This is a genomic window from Nocardioides sp., from assembly GCF_036401255.1.
GTDB lineage: Bacteria > Actinomycetota > Actinomycetes > Propionibacteriales > Nocardioidaceae > Nocardioides.
This window is the reverse complement of the sequence record NZ_DASWVI010000462.1, coordinates 1-16214: the sequence shown is the minus strand read 5'-3', so window position 1 is coordinate 16214 and position 16214 is coordinate 1. Positions and strand designations below refer to the sequence as shown.

General features: G+C 72.9%; 13 protein-coding genes. 5 read left to right on the top strand and 8 right to left on the bottom strand.

What is annotated here, in order from left to right; translation table 11 throughout:
* A partial coding sequence (locus VGD85_RS21130; protein WP_331065403.1) for an AAA family ATPase occupies window positions 1-975 on the bottom strand: 975 nt, incomplete at its 3' end.
* A 119-nt stretch (window positions 976-1094) separates the two neighbouring features.
* Here VGD85_RS21130 and VGD85_RS21125 point away from each other — a divergent pair.
* Window positions 1095-3200, top strand: coding sequence for an elongation factor G-like protein EF-G2 (locus VGD85_RS21125; RefSeq protein WP_331065402.1), 2106 nt, complete (start codon window positions 1095-1097; stop codon window positions 3198-3200).
* Between the two features lie 92 nt (window positions 3201-3292).
* On the opposite strand, the gene VGD85_RS21120 is transcribed toward VGD85_RS21125, so the two are convergent.
* Both VGD85_RS21120 and VGD85_RS21115 read right to left on the bottom strand, forming a co-directional pair.
* Window positions 3293-5188, bottom strand: coding sequence for a penicillin-binding transpeptidase domain-containing protein (locus VGD85_RS21120; protein ID WP_331065401.1), 1896 nt, complete (start codon window positions 5186-5188; stop codon window positions 3293-3295).
* 32 nt (window positions 5189-5220) lie between these two features.
* Window positions 5221-5625 carry a MerR family transcriptional regulator gene (locus tag VGD85_RS21115; RefSeq protein ID WP_331065400.1) on the bottom strand — a complete coding sequence of 135 codons (405 nt, stop codon included), beginning with the start codon at window positions 5623-5625 and terminating at the stop codon, window positions 5221-5223.
* A gap of 28 nt (window positions 5626-5653) precedes the next feature.
* Here VGD85_RS21115 and VGD85_RS21110 point away from each other — a divergent pair, with 28 nt between their 5' ends.
* Window positions 5654-6493, top strand: a complete 840-nt coding sequence (locus VGD85_RS21110) for an NAD(P)/FAD-dependent oxidoreductase (protein WP_331065399.1) — start codon at window positions 5654-5656, stop codon at window positions 6491-6493.
* Here VGD85_RS21110 and VGD85_RS21105 read toward each other — a convergent pair.
* From VGD85_RS21105 to VGD85_RS21090, 4 genes are all read right to left on the bottom strand, one after another.
* Entirely contained in the window at window positions 6490-8214 is a 1725-nt protein-coding gene (locus VGD85_RS21105; protein WP_331065398.1) for a DEAD/DEAH box helicase, read from the bottom strand. The two genes, VGD85_RS21110 and VGD85_RS21105, sit on opposite strands and share 4 nt — an antisense overlap.
* 109 nt (window positions 8215-8323) lie before the next feature.
* Window positions 8324-10429 (bottom strand): phosphocholine-specific phospholipase C, encoded by a 2106-nt coding sequence (locus VGD85_RS21100; RefSeq protein WP_331065397.1) that lies wholly within the window; start codon window positions 10427-10429, stop codon window positions 8324-8326.
* An 81-nt stretch (window positions 10430-10510) separates the two neighbouring features.
* Entirely contained in the window at window positions 10511-12364 is a 1854-nt protein-coding gene (glmS, locus tag VGD85_RS21095; protein WP_331065396.1) for a glutamine--fructose-6-phosphate transaminase (isomerizing), read from the bottom strand.
* Window positions 12365-12376: 12 nt separating this feature from the next.
* On the bottom strand, window positions 12377-12586 hold the full coding sequence (locus VGD85_RS21090) for a hypothetical protein (RefSeq protein ID WP_331065404.1): 210 nt from the start codon (window positions 12584-12586) through the stop codon (window positions 12377-12379).
* A gap of 329 nt (window positions 12587-12915) precedes the next feature.
* Here VGD85_RS21090 and VGD85_RS21085 point away from each other — a divergent pair, with 329 nt between their 5' ends.
* The 3 genes from VGD85_RS21085 to VGD85_RS21075 all read left to right on the top strand — a co-directional run bounded on the left by VGD85_RS21085 (window position 12916) and on the right by VGD85_RS21075 (window position 14843).
* Window positions 12916-13041 carry a hypothetical protein gene (locus tag VGD85_RS21085; RefSeq protein WP_331065395.1) on the top strand — a complete coding sequence of 42 codons (126 nt, stop codon included), beginning with the start codon at window positions 12916-12918 and terminating at the stop codon, window positions 13039-13041.
* A gap of 204 nt (window positions 13042-13245) precedes the next feature.
* On the top strand, window positions 13246-13836 hold the full coding sequence (locus VGD85_RS21080) for a YceI family protein (RefSeq protein WP_331065394.1): 591 nt from the start codon (window positions 13246-13248) through the stop codon (window positions 13834-13836).
* Window positions 13837-13925: 89 nt separating this feature from the next.
* Window positions 13926-14843, top strand: coding sequence for a GNAT family N-acetyltransferase (locus VGD85_RS21075; RefSeq protein ID WP_331065393.1), 918 nt, complete (start codon window positions 13926-13928; stop codon window positions 14841-14843).
* A 79-nt stretch (window positions 14844-14922) separates the two neighbouring features.
* Here the strand turns inward: VGD85_RS21075 and VGD85_RS21070 are convergent, their stop codons facing one another.
* Window positions 14923-16140, bottom strand: coding sequence for an acyl-CoA dehydrogenase family protein (locus tag VGD85_RS21070; RefSeq protein ID WP_331065392.1), 1218 nt, complete (start codon window positions 16138-16140; stop codon window positions 14923-14925).
* Window positions 16141-16214: the final 74 nt, after the last annotated feature.

Sequence of the window (16214 nt, the reverse complement as noted above, 5' to 3'; positions counted from 1 at the left end):
GGTGACGACCCGGCGCAGCACCGGCGGGACGAAGCGCACCAGGTCACCGGATTCGTCGCTCGACCGGTCGCCGGCCCGGTCGCCGGTGCGCTCCACCAGGCCCGCGGCCGCCGCCGCACGCAGGTCGCCATCGGCCTCGATCCGGCCCGCCCGCTCGAGCTGGCGGACCGTCGGCCGGTGCAGGAGCGCCGCCCGGACGAGCGTCTCCCGCACCGACGGCGGCTGGGCGAGGAACCGGTCCCGCAGGACCCGCTCGATGCTGGCGGGCAACGGCGTCGGCCGGCCGAGCAGGGAGGGGTGCTCGCCGATCGCGCCCCCCAGCCCGAGCGCGACCGACGGGAGGCCACCGGACTCGGCGTACACCCGCTTCGCGAGGTGGGCGGGCAGCCCGTGCCGGCCGAGCAGCTCGATGGTGTCGTCGGCGTCCAGCGGCGGGACCTCGAGGCAGCGGACCGCGGTGAGGTCGGGCGGTGCACCACCGGGACCGATCGTCACGACAGACCCGACCCGACCGCGCAGGCGCCGCAGCGCGTAGCCGATCACGCACATCGAGTCGGCGTCGAGCCACTGGAGGTCGTCGAGCAGGAGCAGCACCGCACGGTCGGCGGAGAGCACGTCGAGCAGCGCCCGGAACTCCGCGCACAGCACCGAGCGCAGGGCGTCGGTCGACAGCCCGGCGGCCAACCGCTCCGCGGGGCGGCTCGGGCGGACCCCGGGTGCGCCGGCCGGCTCGGCCGGCAGCTGGTCGAGGAGGTCCTGGAGCGCGGTGAACGGCAGCGAGCACTCGGCCGGCGACCCGGCCGCCCGGAGCACCAACGGCGGCCGCCCGGGCACCGTCGAGACCTGCTGATCGAGGGCGTCGAGGAGCGCGCTCTTGCCGATCCCGGTGGGGCCGCGGAGGGCGACGGTGAGGCCCTGCCCGAGGAGGTCTCGCACCTCCGAGAGCAGGGTGAGACGACCCACCACCCGAGACATGGAAGCACCAGCGTAGGCGACACAAACCGTGACCAACAGCCCTTGTGCCCGGGACCGATGAGGGGTTTGGTCGGAACACGGAGGTCCCATCAGCGAGACCCGTGGCAGCAGGAGTGGTCATGGCAGACAAGGGCGGTACGAACAGGAGAGCGTCGGGACAGGATCTGGCGGCGAGCAGCCCGGACCGGATCCGCAACGTGGTGCTGGTGGGACCGGCCGGGTCCGGCAAGACCACCCTCGCGGAGACCCTGCTCGCCGCCTCGGGCGCGATACCTCGCGCCGGCTCCGTCCGCGACGGGACCACCGTCTGTGACCACGAGGAGTCCGAGCACGCGCACGGACGCAGCAACTCCCTCACCGTCGCCCCGCTCGTCCACGACGGCGTGAAGGTCAACCTCGTCGACACCCCCGGATACGCCGACTTCGTCGGCGAGCTGCGCGCCGGCCTGCGTGCGGCCGACTGCGCGCTGTTCGTGGTCGCCGCCAACGACGGGGTCGACGAGGGCACCCGCGCCCTGTGGCGCGAGTGCGCCGCGGTCGGCATGCCCCGCGCGGTCGTCGTGACCAAGCTCGACCAGGCCCGCGCCGACTACGAGGGCGTGCTGCGTCAGGCGCAGGAGGCGTTCGGCGACCGGGTGATGCCGTTGTACGTGCCGATCCGCGACGGCGGAGAGATCACCGGGCTCACCGGCCTGCTGACCCCGAGTGACGAGGCGGAGGAGACCGGGCTTCGGGGCGACCTGATCGAGGCCGTGATCGAGGAGTCCGAGGACGAGACGCTGATGGAGCGCTACGTCGGCGGCGAGGAGATCGACGAGAAGGTGCTCGTCGAGGACCTCGAGCGCGCGGTGGCGCGGGCGACGTTCTTCCCGGTGGTGCCGGTGTGCTCGGTGACCGGGGTGGGTTGCGCGGAGCTGCTCGACCTCGCGGTCCGGGCGTTCCCGTCGCCGGCCGAGCACCCCTCACCCGACGTGTTCGCGCCGTCGGGCGCGGCGGCCGACGCGATCGCCTGCGACCCGTCCGGCCCGCTGGTGGCGGAGGTCGTGAAGACGACCAGCGACCCCTACGTCGGCCGACTGAGCGTCGTCCGCGTGTTCTCCGGGACCCTCGAGCCCGACCAGACCGTCCACGTCTCCGGCCACTTCGCCTCGTTCTTCGGCGACGGCGCCGGGCACGAGGACCACGACGAGGACGAGCGCATCGGCAACCTCAGCTACTCCTTCGGCAAGCAGCAGGTCCCGGCCGAGCGCGTGGTCGCCGGCGACCTGTGCGCCGTCGGCCGCCTCTCGCGCGCCGAGACCGGGGACACGCTGTCCTCGCCCGACGCGCCGCGGGTGCTGCGGCCGTGGTCGATGCCGGAGCCGTTGCTGCCGATCGCGATCGTGGCGAGCAGCAAGGCCGACGAGGACAAGCTGTCCCAGGCGTTGGGCCGGCTCGCCGCGGAGGACCCGTCGCTGCGGATCGAGAACAACCCCGAGACCCACCAGCTGGTGCTGTGGTGCATGGGCGAGTCGCACGCCGAGGTCACCCTCGAGCGGCTCACCGAACGCTACTCGGTGCACGTCGACCAGGTGCCGTTCGTGGTGTCCCTGCGGGAGACGTTCGCCGGCAAGGGCGCCGGCCAGGGCCGGCACGTCAAGCAGTCGGGTGGGCACGGGCAGTACGCCGTGTGCCAGATCGAGGTCGAGCCGCTCCCGGAGGGCGGGGGCTTCGAGTTCGTCGACAAGGTGGTCGGCGGCGCCGTGCCCCGTCAGTTCATCCCGAGCGTCGAGAAGGGCGTGCGGGCCCAGATGGAGCGCGGCGTACGCCACGGCTACCCGGTCGTCGACCTGCGCGTGACCCTGCTGGACGGCAAGGCCCACGCGGTTGACTCCTCGGACATGGCCTTCCAGATGGCCGGCGGCCTCGCGCTGCGCGAGGCGGCGGCCGCCACCACCGTCACGATGCTCGAGCCCTACGACACGGTCACGGTCGTGGTCCCCGACGACATGGTCGGCACGGTGATGAGCGACCTGTCCGCCCGTCGCGCCCGGCTGCTCGGCACCGACAAGGTCGGCGACGACCGCACCCAGGTGCTCGCGGAGGTCCCGCAGACCGAGCTGGTGCGCTACGCCGTCGACCTGCGCTCGGCCACCCACGGCGCCGGAGTGTTCACGCGGACGTTCGCCCACTACGAGCCGATGCCCGAGGAGGTCGCTCGCAACGTGACGACGCGGGAGCACTAGCGGGTTTCACCGGTCAGCCGGTGAAACCCGCACGACACGCCGGGGCGCCCCGGCGTGTCGTGCGGGTTTCGGCTGACAGGTCGCTGCACACCTCAGCGCGCTGCCCGGAGGAATGCCTCGAGGATCGGGCCGGCGGTGCCGGAGCCGGACGGGCCGACGTCGACGAACACGGCCACCGCGAGGTCGCCCTGGGCGGCGATCATCCAGGCGTGGGTGAGCAGCTTGCCGTCGCGCTCGAACTCGGCGGTACCGGTCTTGGCGATCACCGGCGGGCCGGGCACGTCGAGCAGGCCGGTGCCGCTGCCCGTGGTGACGACCGCACGCAGCATCGAGCGCAGCGCGGTCGCCTCACCCTTCGACAGCGGCGTGGCGTCGTCGGGCACCGCGACGTCGACGGACTTCACGAGGCGGGGCACCACCGTGTGGCCGGCCTGGACCGACGCGATCACCGCCGCCATCGCCATCGGGGAGGCGAGCACCTTGCCCTGGCCGATCAGGTCGGCCGCCGCCTCGGTCTCCGACGCCGGCGGCTCGACGCTGCCGAAGTACGCCGGGAACCCGAGGTCGTGGTCGATCCCGAGCCCGAGTGAAGCCGCCGCCGCGGCCAGATCGCCCTCGCTCAGCTTGCTCCGCTGGGAGATGACCGCGGTGTTGCAGGAGTGGGCGATCGCGCTGCGCAGCGAGATGTCGCCCAGCGCGCTGCTCGGGTAGTCGTCGTAGTTCTCGAACCGCTTGCCGTCGACCACGATCGACCGCGTGCACGGCACCACGCTCTCGGGGGTGAGGCCGGCGCGCAGCAGCGCCAGGCTGCTCACGCTCTTGAACGTCGACCCCGGCGCCAGCTGGCCGAACGTCGCGAGGTTGTAGCCGTCGTTGCCGGGTCCGTTGGCCGCGGCGAGGATCGCGCCGGTCGACGGCCGGATCGCGACGAGCGCGCTGGCGGGCCCGACGTCCGCGAGCTGCTGCTCGGCGATCGTCTGCAGGCGCTCGTCGAGGGTGAGCTCGAGGGGCTTGCCCTGCCGGGCGTCCACGCGGAACAGCTGGCGCTCGCGGCCGTCGGAGGCCACCGCGTCGACGACCACGCCGTCGGTGCCCTGGAGCTGGTCGTCGTACCTCGCCTGCAGACCGGACAGGCCGGCCCGGTCGCCGACCTGGTACTTGTCGGGGTCCTTCTCGATCATCTCGGCGGTGACCTCGCCGACCGTGCCGAGGAGGGGGGCGGCGAAGTCGCGCGTGGGCGCGAGCGGGATGTCGTCGGGGACGGCCAGCGCCCCCGGGATCGACCGGTAGCCCTGCGCCACGGCCGGCGGCACGTCGTCCTTGCGGAACACGATCGCCTCGACGAAGGCCTTCTCACCGGCCGCCCGGACCTGCTTGGCGTACGGCGCCGGGTCGACGTCCACGAGCTCGGCCAGCCGCCGGGCCGACGTCGCCGCGCGCGCGGCCGGCACCTGGGAGCGGTCGATGCCGAACCGGACCACCGGCCGGTCGGTCACGAGCGCCACGCCGTCGGCCCCCATGATCGGCCCGCGCCCGCCGCCGATCGGGGTCACGTCCAAGACGGTGCCCGGACCGAGGCTGGGCTCGACGACCTCGCGCGACCACGCGACCTGCCACTCGCCGTCGGCCTCGGTCAGCGGCGCCTCGGTGGTGTAGCTCCACTCCTGACCGCCGACCGGCCAGGCCCACGCCAGCGTCGCGGTCGCCGAGCCGTCGTCGGTCTCGTCGGTGCCGGTCGCCTCGACCGTCGGCGTGACCTCGCCCATGCCCTCGACGACCTTGGCGTACTCCGCGGCCACGTCCTCCGGCGTCCCCTCGGTGAACGCCACCTCCGCGAAGTCGCCCGACCCGAGCGCCGCGGCCAGCGCGTCGGCCGCGGCGTCGGGATCGGGCCCGGTGACCTTCTCGGCCGCGTCGCAGCCGGCGAGGGCCGCCCCCGCGAGGAGCAGCGCGGCGGTGGCGAGGGAGAGTCGGCGGCCCGGACGCATGGTGTCGGTTCTACCAGCCCAGACCGACCACCTCACCAACCCAGGTCGCCCACCAGGTCGTCGACCGCGGCCTTGAACCGGGGACACGTCGCGACGTCGTGGGCCCGGCAGCTCAGCGCGTGCTCGGTCATCTCCCGCGAGCGCCGCATCTCCTCCATCCGCCGGTCGAGGTCGGCGATGTGGGCCGCCAGCACCCGGTGCCGCTCCGGCGCGTCGGCGTCGAGCAGCACCTGCACCTGCTCCAGCGTCATCCCCGCGGCCTTGCTGCGCTGGATCACCGCGATCCGCACCAGGTCCTCGGGGACGTAGCGCCGCCGACCGGCGCCGTCGCGGCCCGGTCGCAGCAGGCCGACGTCCTCCCAGTGCCGCAGGACGTGGGTCTCGAGACCGACCCGCTTGGCGATCGCACCGATCGATGCGGTGCCCCTTGACTTCATGTCAACATGAAGTCACATCCTCGTGCTCATGGCAATCCCTGACTCGTTCCAGTACGACGCCGTCGTCATCGGCGGCGGCCCCGCGGGCCTCCAGGCGGCCCTCACCCTCGGCCGGGTGCACCGCCGGACGCTGCTCCTCGACGCCGGGTCCTACCGCAACGACCCGGCCCACCACATGCACAACTTCCTCGCCCACGACGGCACCCCGCCGGCCGAGCTCCGCGCCGCCGCCCGCACGGACCTGGCCCGCTACGACACCGTCACCGTCCGCGACACGGCGGCGGCCTCGGTCGGCCGCGACGGGGACGGCTTCCGGGTCGTCGTCGGCGACCAGGAGGTCACCAGCCGCGGCCTGGTGCTCGCGACGGGGCTGCGCGACACGCTGCCCGCCGTACCCGGCCTCGGCGGGCTGTTCGGCGACGTCGTCGCGCACTGCCCGTTCTGCCACGGCCACGAGCTCGCCGGCACCCGGGTCGCGGTGCTCGGCGACCCCGGCCACGTCGGCGGGTTGATGGGACCGGTCGCCGCCTCGGTGGAGGGCGTCGACCCCGAACGGGTCGTGCGGCTCGAGCGCGCGGCCGACGGGCTCCGGGTGCTCTTCGACGACGGGACCGTCGAGGAATACGGCGGCATGTTCGTCGCCACCGCGCTGAGCCAGGCCGCGCCGTTCGCCGAGCAGCTCGGGCTCGCGATGCTGCCCTCGGGATGCGTCTCGGTCGACGCCATGGGCCGCACCAGCGTCGCAGGGGTGCACGCCGCCGGCGACATGGCCCACGTCCCCGAGCTCCCCATGCCGATGGCGTCGGTGCTCACCGCGGCGGCGTCCGGACTGGTGGCCGGCGCCGCGATGGCGGCGTACCTGCTCTAGGACCGGCTCTTGTGGCGCGGCTTCTTCTGGCGGGCCTCCGCGCGCGGACCGCCGCTGTCGCGCTGGAGCTCGATGAGCTTGCCGGAGATGCGGGTGTTGCGCAGCGCGTCCCAGACCTCGCCGGGGAGGTCGGCGGGGAGCTCGACCAGGGAGAAGTCCGGCCGGATCTGGATGTGGCCGAAGTCGGCGCGGCGCAGGCCGCCCTCGTTGGCGATCGCGCCGACGATCTGGCGGGGCTCGACCTTGTGCCGCTTGCCGACGTTGATGCGGTACATCGCCATCGGTACGTCGGAGCGCGGGCCGCGCCGCTCCCGGCTGGCCGACCGCTCGGGGCGGTCGCGCTCCTCGCGCGGCGTGCGCGCGGGCGGCTCCGTCGCTGGGTCGATCAGCAGCGGGGTCTCGCCCTGGGCGACCACGGCGAGCGCCGCCGCGACGTCGACCTCGGGCACGTCGTGCTCGCGCACGTAGTGCGAGACGATGTCGCGGAACCGGTCGATCCGCTCGGCGTTGGCCAGCGCCTCGGTGATCGCGTCGTCGAAGCGGGACAGCCGCGTGGCGTTGACGTCCTCGGCGGTCGGCAGCTGCATCTGCGTCAGCGGCTGGCGGGTGGCCTTCTCGATGTGCTTGAGCAGGTAGCGCTCCCGCGGGGTGACGAACGAGATCGCGTCGCCGCTGCGACCGGCCCGGCCCGTGCGGCCGATGCGGTGCACGTAGGACTCGGTGTCGGTGGGGATGTCGTAGTTGACGACGTGGCTGATCCGCTCGACGTCGAGCCCACGGGCGGCGACGTCGGTCGCGACCAGGATGTCGAGCTTGCCGGACTTGAGCTGGTTGACCGTGCGCTCGCGCTGGGCCTGGGCGACGTCGCCGTTGATGGCCATCGCGGAGAAGCCCCGGGCCCGCAGCTTCTCGGCGAGCGTCTCGGTCTCGTTCTTGGTGCGGACGAACACGATCATGCCCTCGAAGTTCTCGACCTCGAGGATGCGGGTGAGGGCGTCGACCTTCTGCGGGTAGGACACCATCAGGTAGCGCTGGGTGATGTTCGGCGCGGTGGCGGTCTTGTTCTTGACCGTGATCTCCGCCGGATCGGTGAGGTACTGCTTGGAGATCCGGCGGATCTGGGCGGGCATGGTCGCGGAGAACAGCGCGACGTTCTTGTCGTCGGGGGTGTCGGCGAGGATCGTCTCCACGTCCTCGGCGAAGCCCATGTTGAGCATCTCGTCGGCCTCGTCGAGCACGAGGAACCGCAGCTCGGTGAGGTCGAGCGTGCCCTTCTCGAGGTGGTCCATGATCCGGCCCGGGGTGCCGACGACGACGTGGACGCCACGGCGCAGCGCGCTGAGCTGCACGCCGTAGGCCTGGCCGCCGTAGACCGGCAGCACGTGCACGCCCTTGACGTGCGCGGCGTAGCGCTCGAAGGCCTCGCAGACCTGCAGCGCGAGCTCGCGGGTCGGCGCGAGCACCAGCGCCTGCGGGGTCTTCTGGGACAGGTCGAGCCGGGACAGGATCGGCAGCGCGAACGCGGCGGTCTTGCCGGTGCCGGTCTGCGCCAGGCCCACGACGTCGCGGCCGGCGAGCAGCGGCGGGATCGTCGCCGCCTGGATCGCCGACGGCGTCTCGTAGCCGACGTCGGCCAGGGCCTTCAGCACCGGGCCGCTCAGCCCGAGGTCGGCGAACGTCACCTCGGCGGTGGTCGTGTCGTCGTGCTCGTCGCTGCTCACCCGTCAACGGTAGTGGCTGCCGGCCCCGGCGGCGGATTCGTCGTCGCGGTGGGCTGGGTCACCCCGACGATCACCCCGACGATCACCCCGACGACCACCCCGACGCTCCTCACGCCGTGACGGTGGGCCGACCGGTCTCGATCCGCCCGGTCAGCCGGCGCCGGAACGTGTCGTCCTCGGCCGCGGTCACCTCCACGTCGTACCACCCCTGGTCGGTCGGCCAGGTGAGCGTGCGATGACCGCCCGCGGGGACGGTCACGCTGCGCCGACCGCCGACGTAGTGGCGGGCCACCAGCGTCAGCGTCACCGGGGCGCTGCCGGCGTTGACGAGGTCGAGACCCAAGGTCGCGCGGCGGCGCACGACCGAGGGACGTACGTCGACTCCCGCGGCCGCGCCGGCCGCGGTGCCCGCGAGCTCGCACCAGAACCGGTTCGGCCCCTGCACGACGACGTCCCAGTCGGTCTGGGCCGGCACCGTGGCCAGCTCCTGGCCGGCACGGTCGACGGTGTGGAAGCTCGGCCGGGCCAGGGCGTCGCCGTACCGGTACACGGTGAACGCCACCGACCGGTCGCCGGCGTTCGTGAGCGCGAGCGTGAGCACGCCGTTCGCGACGCCGCCGGAGACCAGGGGCTGGTAGCCGAGGGCGCGGGCCGGGCGGCGCCCGGACTCCTGCGTCGGCAGGGCCTGCTCCGCCGGCGGGTCCGGGTGCCAGCGCGTGATCGGGTCGGGCACCGGGTCGGGCTGGTGCGTGCGCGGCGGCCGGCCGGCCCGGTCCCAGTCGAAGGCGCTGGTGAGATCCGAGAGGACGCTGCGGCGCCACGCGGAGATGTTCGGCTCGCGCACCCCGGTGACCCGCTCCAGGAACCGGATCGTCGAGGTGTGGTCGGCCACCGACGAGTCGACGAAGCCGCCGACCGTCCACGGCGACACGATCGTCATCGGCACCCGCGGCCCCGGCCCGATCGGCTTGCCGAGGAACCAGTCGTCCCCGGCGCCGGTGGCCGGCCGCGGGGCCACCGGCGGCGGGACGTGGTCGAAGTAGCCGTCGTTCTCGTCGAAGTTCAACAGCAGCGCCGTGCGCGACCAGGTGTCGACGTCGTCGGCGATCACGTCGAGCAGGTCGTGGACGAGGTTGGCGCTGCCGACCGGCGTCGAGGCGCCCGGGTGCTCCGACGCCGCGGCCGGCGGGACCACCCACACGACCGTCGGCAGCGTGCCGCGGCGGATGTCGCGGCGGATCCGGGCCAGCAGCGTGCCCGGGCGGCTGCGGTACATCGCCCGGTCGAACAGGGAGCGTTCGGCCGGCGTGAGCGCCGCCCGGCCCTGCTCCAGCTGGGCGAGCAGCGCGTCCTGCTCGGCGGCCGGCTTGCCATGCAGCGCGTCGTAGAACTCCTCGGTGGTGCGGTAGGAGCCGTCGACGTGGGCGAGCATCTTCGTGCCGATCGCCTTGAACGGCTTGAAGTACTCCACCGCGTTGTCGGTGAAGTTGTCCCACTCCTGGTAGATCTGCCAGCTGACGCCGGCGGCCTCGAGGCGCTCGGGGTAGGTCGTCCAGTCGTAGCCCGCATGGCCGTAGTCGTAGGCGTCGTTGCCCACCGCCCGCCGCACGCCGTCCGGCTCGAAGCCGGTGGTGCCGGTCCACCAGTAGTTGCGGTTGGGGTTCGTCGAGCCGAAGACCGAGCAGTGGTAGGCGTCCAGGGACGTGAACGTGTCGGCCAGCTCGTACTGCAGCGGGATGTCGCGCCGGTCGTAGTAGGTCATCGTCGAGGTGGTCTTGGCCGGGATCCACTGGTCCCACCAGCCGTCCGCCCAGGCCTGGGTCGCGTCGGTGAAGCCGTGCGGCAGCGCCCCGAGGTACTGGATGTCGGTCGCGGGACGGCCGGCGGCACTGGCCGCCTGCCGCACGGAGAACGGCAGTACGTCGTGGGAGCCGTCGGCCTGGGCGAACACGCTGCCACCGGCGCGGCGGCGCAGCGGATCGCGGTCGCCGTACCCCCGCACGCCGCGCAGGCGGCCGTAGTAGTGGTCGAAGGACCGGTTCTCCTGCATGAGCAGCACGACGTGCTCGACGGCTCGGAGTCCTCCCGGGCGCACGGGCGCGGCCATCGCACGGTGCAGGGAGGCGGGCAGGAGCGAGGAGGCGGCGGCCGCACCGGCGGCGGCAGCCCCCGCGCCGAGGACCTGGCGGCGGGAAGGACCCGAGATGTCGTTCACGGCCCCGACCCCACCAGGCCGGCCGGACGCCGGCGTGAACGCCGGGGGTCCGGCGGGCGACCGCCACCTGTCAGTCCGCGGTCACTCCACGGTCACCGACTTCGCGAGGTTGCGCGGCTTGTCGATGTCGTGCCCCAGGCGCCGAGCGGCGTGGTAGGCGAGCAGCTGGAGCGGCACGGTCAGCAGGATCGGGTCCAGCTCGCGCTCGTTGCGGGGTACGACGACCCGCTCCACCCCGCCGCTCGCGTCGAGGTCGCCGAGGACGACCCCGTCGTGGGTCACCACGACCAGCGGTCCCCGACGGGCGGCGATCTCGTGCAACGCAGCGACGTTGCGGTCGGCGAGCTCGTCGTCGGGGACGATCGCGACCGTGGGCACGGCCTCGCAGATCAGGGCGAGCGGACCGTGCTTGAGCTCGGAGGTCTGGTACGCCTCCGCGTGCCGGTAGGAGATCTCCTTGAACTTCTGGGCACCCTCGCGCGCCACGGGGTAGCCACGCACGCGGCCGACGAAGAAGAGGCTCTCGGCCTCGGCCAGCCGGCCGGCGAGCGCGGCCAGCGCATCCTCCTGGGCGAGGACCTCCTCGATCTGCCCCGGCAGGCGCGACAGCCCGGCGATCAGCCGGCGCCCGTCGGCGATCGAGAGGTCGCGCACGCGGCCGAGCTGGAGCGCGAGGAGCGCGAAGCCGAGGAACATGTTCGTGAGCGCCTTGGTCGAGGCGACCGCCACCTCCGGTCCGGCGTGCAGGTAGATGCCGCCGTCGCACTCGCGGGCGATCGCACTGCCCACGACGTTGACCAGGCCGATCACTCGGCCGCCCTTGCGGCGGATCTCCTGCACCGCGAGCAGGGTGTCGATGGTCTCCCCGGACTGGCTCACCGCGACGTAGAGCGTGTCCGGCTCGATGATCGGGTTGCGGTAGCGGAACTCGCTGGCGGCCTCGGCGTCCGCGGGAATCCGGGCCAGCTCCTCGACCAGGCCCGCCCCCATCTGCCCGACGTAGTAGGCCGACCCGCAGCCGAGGATCTTCACCCGCCGGATCGCGCGGATCTCCCGCGGCTCCATGTTCAGCCCGCCCAGGTGCGCGGTGCCGAACCGCTCGTCGAGCCGGCCGCGGAGCACCCGCTCGGCGGCCGCGGGCTGCTCGAGCATCTCCTTGCGCATGAACGACTCGTGCTCGCCCGCGTCGTACGACGCCGGGTCGACGTCGAGCACGGTGGCCGTCTTCGCCGTCGAGGTGAGGTCCTGGCGGTAGGTGGTGAACCCGGTGGCGGTGAGGCTGGCGATCTCGCCGTCGTCGAGGTGTGCGACGGTCGTGGTGTGCCGCACGATCGCCGCCAGGTCGGAGGCGACGAACATCTCGCGCTCGCCGACGCCGATGATCAGCGGGCTGCCGTTGCGCGCCGCCACGATCCGGTCGGGGAAGTCCGTGTGGACGACCGCGATCCCGTAGGTGCCCTCGATCGCGGCGAGCGCCTCGCTGACCTTGCCCTCGAGGGTGTCGGCGCTGGAGCGAGCCACCAGGTGGGCGAGCACCTCGGTGTCGGTGTCGCTCGCCAGCTCCACGCCGGCCTCGGTCAGCCGGTGCCGCAGCGCCGCCGCGTTGTCGATGATCCCGTTGTGGACGACCGCCACCCGGGCGTGGTGGGCCGGGGCGTCGGTGTGCGGGTGGGCGTTGACGTCGTTGGCCGGCCCGTGCGTGGCCCACCGGGTGTGCCCCACCCCGACCCGTCCGGCGAACCGCTTGGGCAGCGCCTCGGCGAGGTCACGGACCCGGCCGGCGCGCTTGGCGACCTTGATCGCGGTGGTGCTCCCGCTGCCCGCGAGCACGGCGACGCCTGCCGAGTCGTAGCCGCGGTGCTCGAGCCGGGTCAGGCCCTCGACCAGGATCGGGGCGGCCTGCTGGGCGCCGACGTACCCGACGATTCCGCACATGTCAGAGTCTTCCTATCCGTAGACGATGCGCCGCAGCTGGCGCTCGGTCAGGCGGGGCGGCGCGACCACCCGCTCGGCCAGCTCCGCGGCGATGCGCGCGAAGATCTCCTCGTTCTTGGCGCCGTAGGTCCTCAGGTGCGCGTGCCGGCGCCGCACGTACGCCTCGACCGGCTCGGCGTGGTAGGCGAGCACGTCCTCCACCACCCGCGCGGCCTCCCCCATCGAGAGACCGGTGCTGGTCGCGATCTGGGTGACCAGCTCGGGATCGGGACGAGGTGCCACGCCTCGGATCGTGGTCCCGACGGGTGCTCGACGCAAGTTCCTGCCCGGATTCGGGCAGAAAACGCTCAAATGGTCTGATCCGGGTGCGTCCTGCGCCCACACCTGCCCGTGAGCGTGCGGTGGAGCGGAGCTCGCGATCCAACCCCCTCCCCGCCCCCTGGAGTGGAGGGCGATCGACGAATTTCGCCGGATTCGTGACACCGAAGTGGATCGGGGCTACGCTAGATGAACAGAAGATGAACGAAAGGCGTCCGATGAACGACACGACGATGACCACTCCCCTGGTGCTGACCTGGGTGCCGGTGACCGACGTCCGCGGACGGACCCACCTCGAGGCCCGCTGGACCGAGGCGCCCCAGACCGGCGTACCGATGCACACGCCGCACGCCGCCTGATCCTCACCCCGTTTCCACCAGATCCCACCTCGGCCCGCCAGGTCCTCCTGACGGGCCGAGGCCTATTTCGGGGAGGCCTATTTCGGGAAGGCGTACTTCGGGGAGGCGTACTTCGGGCCGGCTCCGGCTACCGGGAATGAATCGGACCCCGGTCCGGTTCAGTGTTGTCAAAGGTTCAACCACCCACCCGCCAGGAGTCAGCCCATGTCGTTCTTCAACCGCTCGTCCGCCGAGTCCTTCGACGCCCCGACCACCGCTGTCGAGGACATCTCCGGCGACTACACCATCGACCCGACCCACACCCGGATCGGCTTCAGCACCCGCCACGCGATGGTGACCACCGTCCGCGGCCAGTTCAGCGACTTCGCCGGCACCGCCCACGTCGACACCGCGAACCCCGGCAACTCCCGGGTCGACCTGACGATCCAGACCGCGAGCATCGACACCGGCGTCGCCGACCGCGACGCGCACCTGCGCTCGGCCGACTTCTTCGACGCCGAGCAGAACAAGGAGATCACCTTCACCTCCACGAAGGTCGAGCGCGACGGCGAGGACTGGGTGATCACCGGCGACCTGACGATCAAGGACGTGACCAAGCCGGTCACCGTGGTCTTCGAGCCCACCGGCTCGGCTCGCGACCCCTTCGGCAACCTGCGCATCGGCTTCGAGGGCGGCGCCACCATCAACCGCAAGGACTGGGGCCTGACCTGGAACGCCGCTCTCGAGACCGGCGGCGTGCTGGTGAGCGAGAAGATCAAGCTCGAGTTCGACGTCTCGGCGATCAAGAACGCCTGACCCGCACCCGCGGCCCGGTCTCGACCAGCCGCGCCCGACGACGGGGCCGCCCGATAATTCGGCGGCCCCGTCGCGCATCTCCTGGTTCGATGTGCGGCGTGCCCGCCCCGTTGACGCCGCCCGACGGCCTCTCCGTTCGTCCCCTGGTCCTCACCGACGCCCGCGCGGTCGTGGAGGTGATGGCCGCCCAGGAGGCCCACGACACCGGCGAGGTGTCGATCGAGGAGGCCGACATCCTGGGCGACTGGGGGCGCCCGTCGTACGACGTGAGCGCCGGCACCGTCGGCGTCTTCGACGGCGAGCGCCTGGTCGCGTACGCCGAGATCATGGGGGCCGACCGGGGCGACGCCGCCGTCCATCCCGACTATCGCGGCCGCGGCATCGGCACCGCGCTGGCCGGCTGGATGCAGGCCATGGCCCGCGAGGCGGGCTCGCACGTGATCGGCATGCCGGTGCCGCAGGGCTCGCCCGGCGACCGGCTGCTCGAGGCGCTGGGCTATCACGTGCGCTGGCAGAGCTGGGTGCTCCGACTGCCCGCCGGGGCCGAGATCGCGCCGCGCGAGCTCCCCGCGGGCTACACCCTCCGCGAGGCGACGCCGGCCGACCACGAGGCCTGCTGGACGGTCGTCGAGGACGCCTTCCTCGAGTGGTCGAAGCGAGACCGGATGCCGCTGGACGACTGGCTGGCCACCGTCGTGGGCCGTCCCGGCTTCGAGCCGTGGAACCTGCGGGTGGTCACCGACGCCGGCGGGGCGGTGGTCGGCGTGACGCAGGTGTTCGTCGCCAACGGCGAGGAGGGCTACGTCAACAAGGTCGCCACCCGGCGCGACCAGCGCGGCCGGGGCATCGCGCAGGCGATGCTGGTCGACGCGTTCGCGGTGGCCCGCGCGCACGGCGCGACGACGTCCGGCCTCGACACCGACTCGCGCACCGGCGCGCTCGGGCTGTACGAGAGGGTCGGCATGGTCGTCCACGCGACCTGGGTCAACCGCGCGATCGACGTCTAGGACGCCGAGGTGCCGAGGTGCCGGCGACGCGGTGACGGCGCGGACGTCGGCGGGCGGCACCGGGACCTGGTCATCGCCGCTAGCGGATCGGCGCCCCCGAGATCGCGCGGGCGATGACCAGCCGCTGGATCTCGGAGGTGCCCTCGAAGATCGTGTAGATCTTCGCGTCGCGCGCCATCCGCTCGACGGGGTACTCGCGGGTGAAGCCGTTGCCGCCGAGGATCTGCATCGCCTGGCCGGTCACGCGCACCGCGGTCTCACCGGCGAACAGCTTCGACATCGAGCCCTCGGCCTGCTCGAACCGCTTGCCCTGCCGGGCCATCCAGGCGGCGCGCCACACGAGCAGGCGGGAGGCCTCGATCGAGGTGACCATGTCGGACAGCGCGAACGCGATGGCCTGGTTCTCGATGATCGGTTTGCCGAACTGCTCGCGGGTCTGGGCGTAGTCGAGCGCGACCTCGTACGCCGCCCGCGCGATGCCGATCGCCTGCGCGCCGACCGCGGGCCGGGTGCGCTCGAACGTCGCCATCGACGCGTTGGACGCGCCGCCGGAGCGGGCACCCTCGCGGGCGCGCGCGAGCCGCGCCTCGAGCTTGTCCTTGCCGCCGAGCAGGCACCGGCCGGGCACCCGCACCCGGTCGAGCACGACCTCGGCGGTGTGCGAGGCGCGGATGCCGTGCTTGTGGAACTTCTGGCCCTGGCTGAGCCCCTTCGTCCCCGGCGGCACCACGAAGCTCGCCTGGCCGCGGGTGCGCAGCTCGGGGTCCACCACGGCGGTCACCACGTGGACGTCGGCGATGCCGCCGTTGGTCGCCCAGGTCTTGGTGCCGTTGAGGACCCACTCGTCGGTGGCTTCGTCGTACGTCGCGCGGGTGCGCATCGCGCCCACGTCGGATCCGGCGTCGGGCTCGGAGGAGCAGAACGCGCCGAGCTTGAGGTCCCCGGGAGCGCCGTACATCGCCGGGACCCACTCGGCCACCTGCTCGTCGGTGCCGTTGGCGCGGACCCCGGCCGCGGCCAGGGAGGTGCCGACGATCGAGAGGCCGATGCCGGCGTCGCCCCAGAACAGCTCCTCCATCGTGATCGGGAAGCCCAGGCCGGTCTCGTCGAGCGCCTGGGTGACGACGAAGTCGACCGAGTAGAGGCCGACCTTCGCGGCCTCCTCGACCACCGGCCATGGGAACTCCTCGCGCTCGTCCCACTCGGCGGCCGCGGGACGAACCACGTCGGCAGCGAAGTCGTGGACCCACGCGCGCAGGTCGAGGTGGTCCTGGTCGAGCTCGAACGACGGGGTCACGCGCCGACCCTAACCGCGTCCGGCCGGCCGGGGAATGCCCCGCCACCTGGCGGGTCGTGTGCCCGAGGACGGTC

Bases quoted from the DNA above. Each gene is read 5' to 3' on its own strand.
- VGD85_RS21090 (WP_331065404.1), bottom strand. From the start codon at position 12,586: ATGGGGGAGGCCGCGCGGGTGGTGGAGGACGTGCTCGCCTACCACGCC.
- VGD85_RS21120 (WP_331065401.1), bottom strand. From the start codon at position 5,188: ATGCGTCCGGGCCGCCGACTCTCCCTCGCCACCGCCGCGCTGCTCCTC.
- VGD85_RS21075 (WP_331065393.1), top strand. From the start codon at position 13,926: ATGTGCGGCGTGCCCGCCCCGTTGACGCCGCCCGACGGCCTCTCCGTT.
- VGD85_RS21080 (WP_331065394.1), top strand. From the start codon at position 13,246: ATGTCGTTCTTCAACCGCTCGTCCGCCGAGTCCTTCGACGCCCCGACC.
- glmS (WP_331065396.1), bottom strand. From the start codon at position 12,364: ATGTGCGGAATCGTCGGGTACGTCGGCGCCCAGCAGGCCGCCCCGATC.
- VGD85_RS21085 (WP_331065395.1), top strand. From the start codon at position 12,916: ATGACCACTCCCCTGGTGCTGACCTGGGTGCCGGTGACCGACGTCCGC.
- VGD85_RS21115 (WP_331065400.1), bottom strand. From the start codon at position 5,625: ATGAAGTCAAGGGGCACCGCATCGATCGGTGCGATCGCCAAGCGGGTC.
- VGD85_RS21125 (WP_331065402.1), top strand. From the start codon at position 1,095: ATGGCAGACAAGGGCGGTACGAACAGGAGAGCGTCGGGACAGGATCTG.
- VGD85_RS21110 (WP_331065399.1), top strand. From the start codon at position 5,654: ATGGCAATCCCTGACTCGTTCCAGTACGACGCCGTCGTCATCGGCGGC.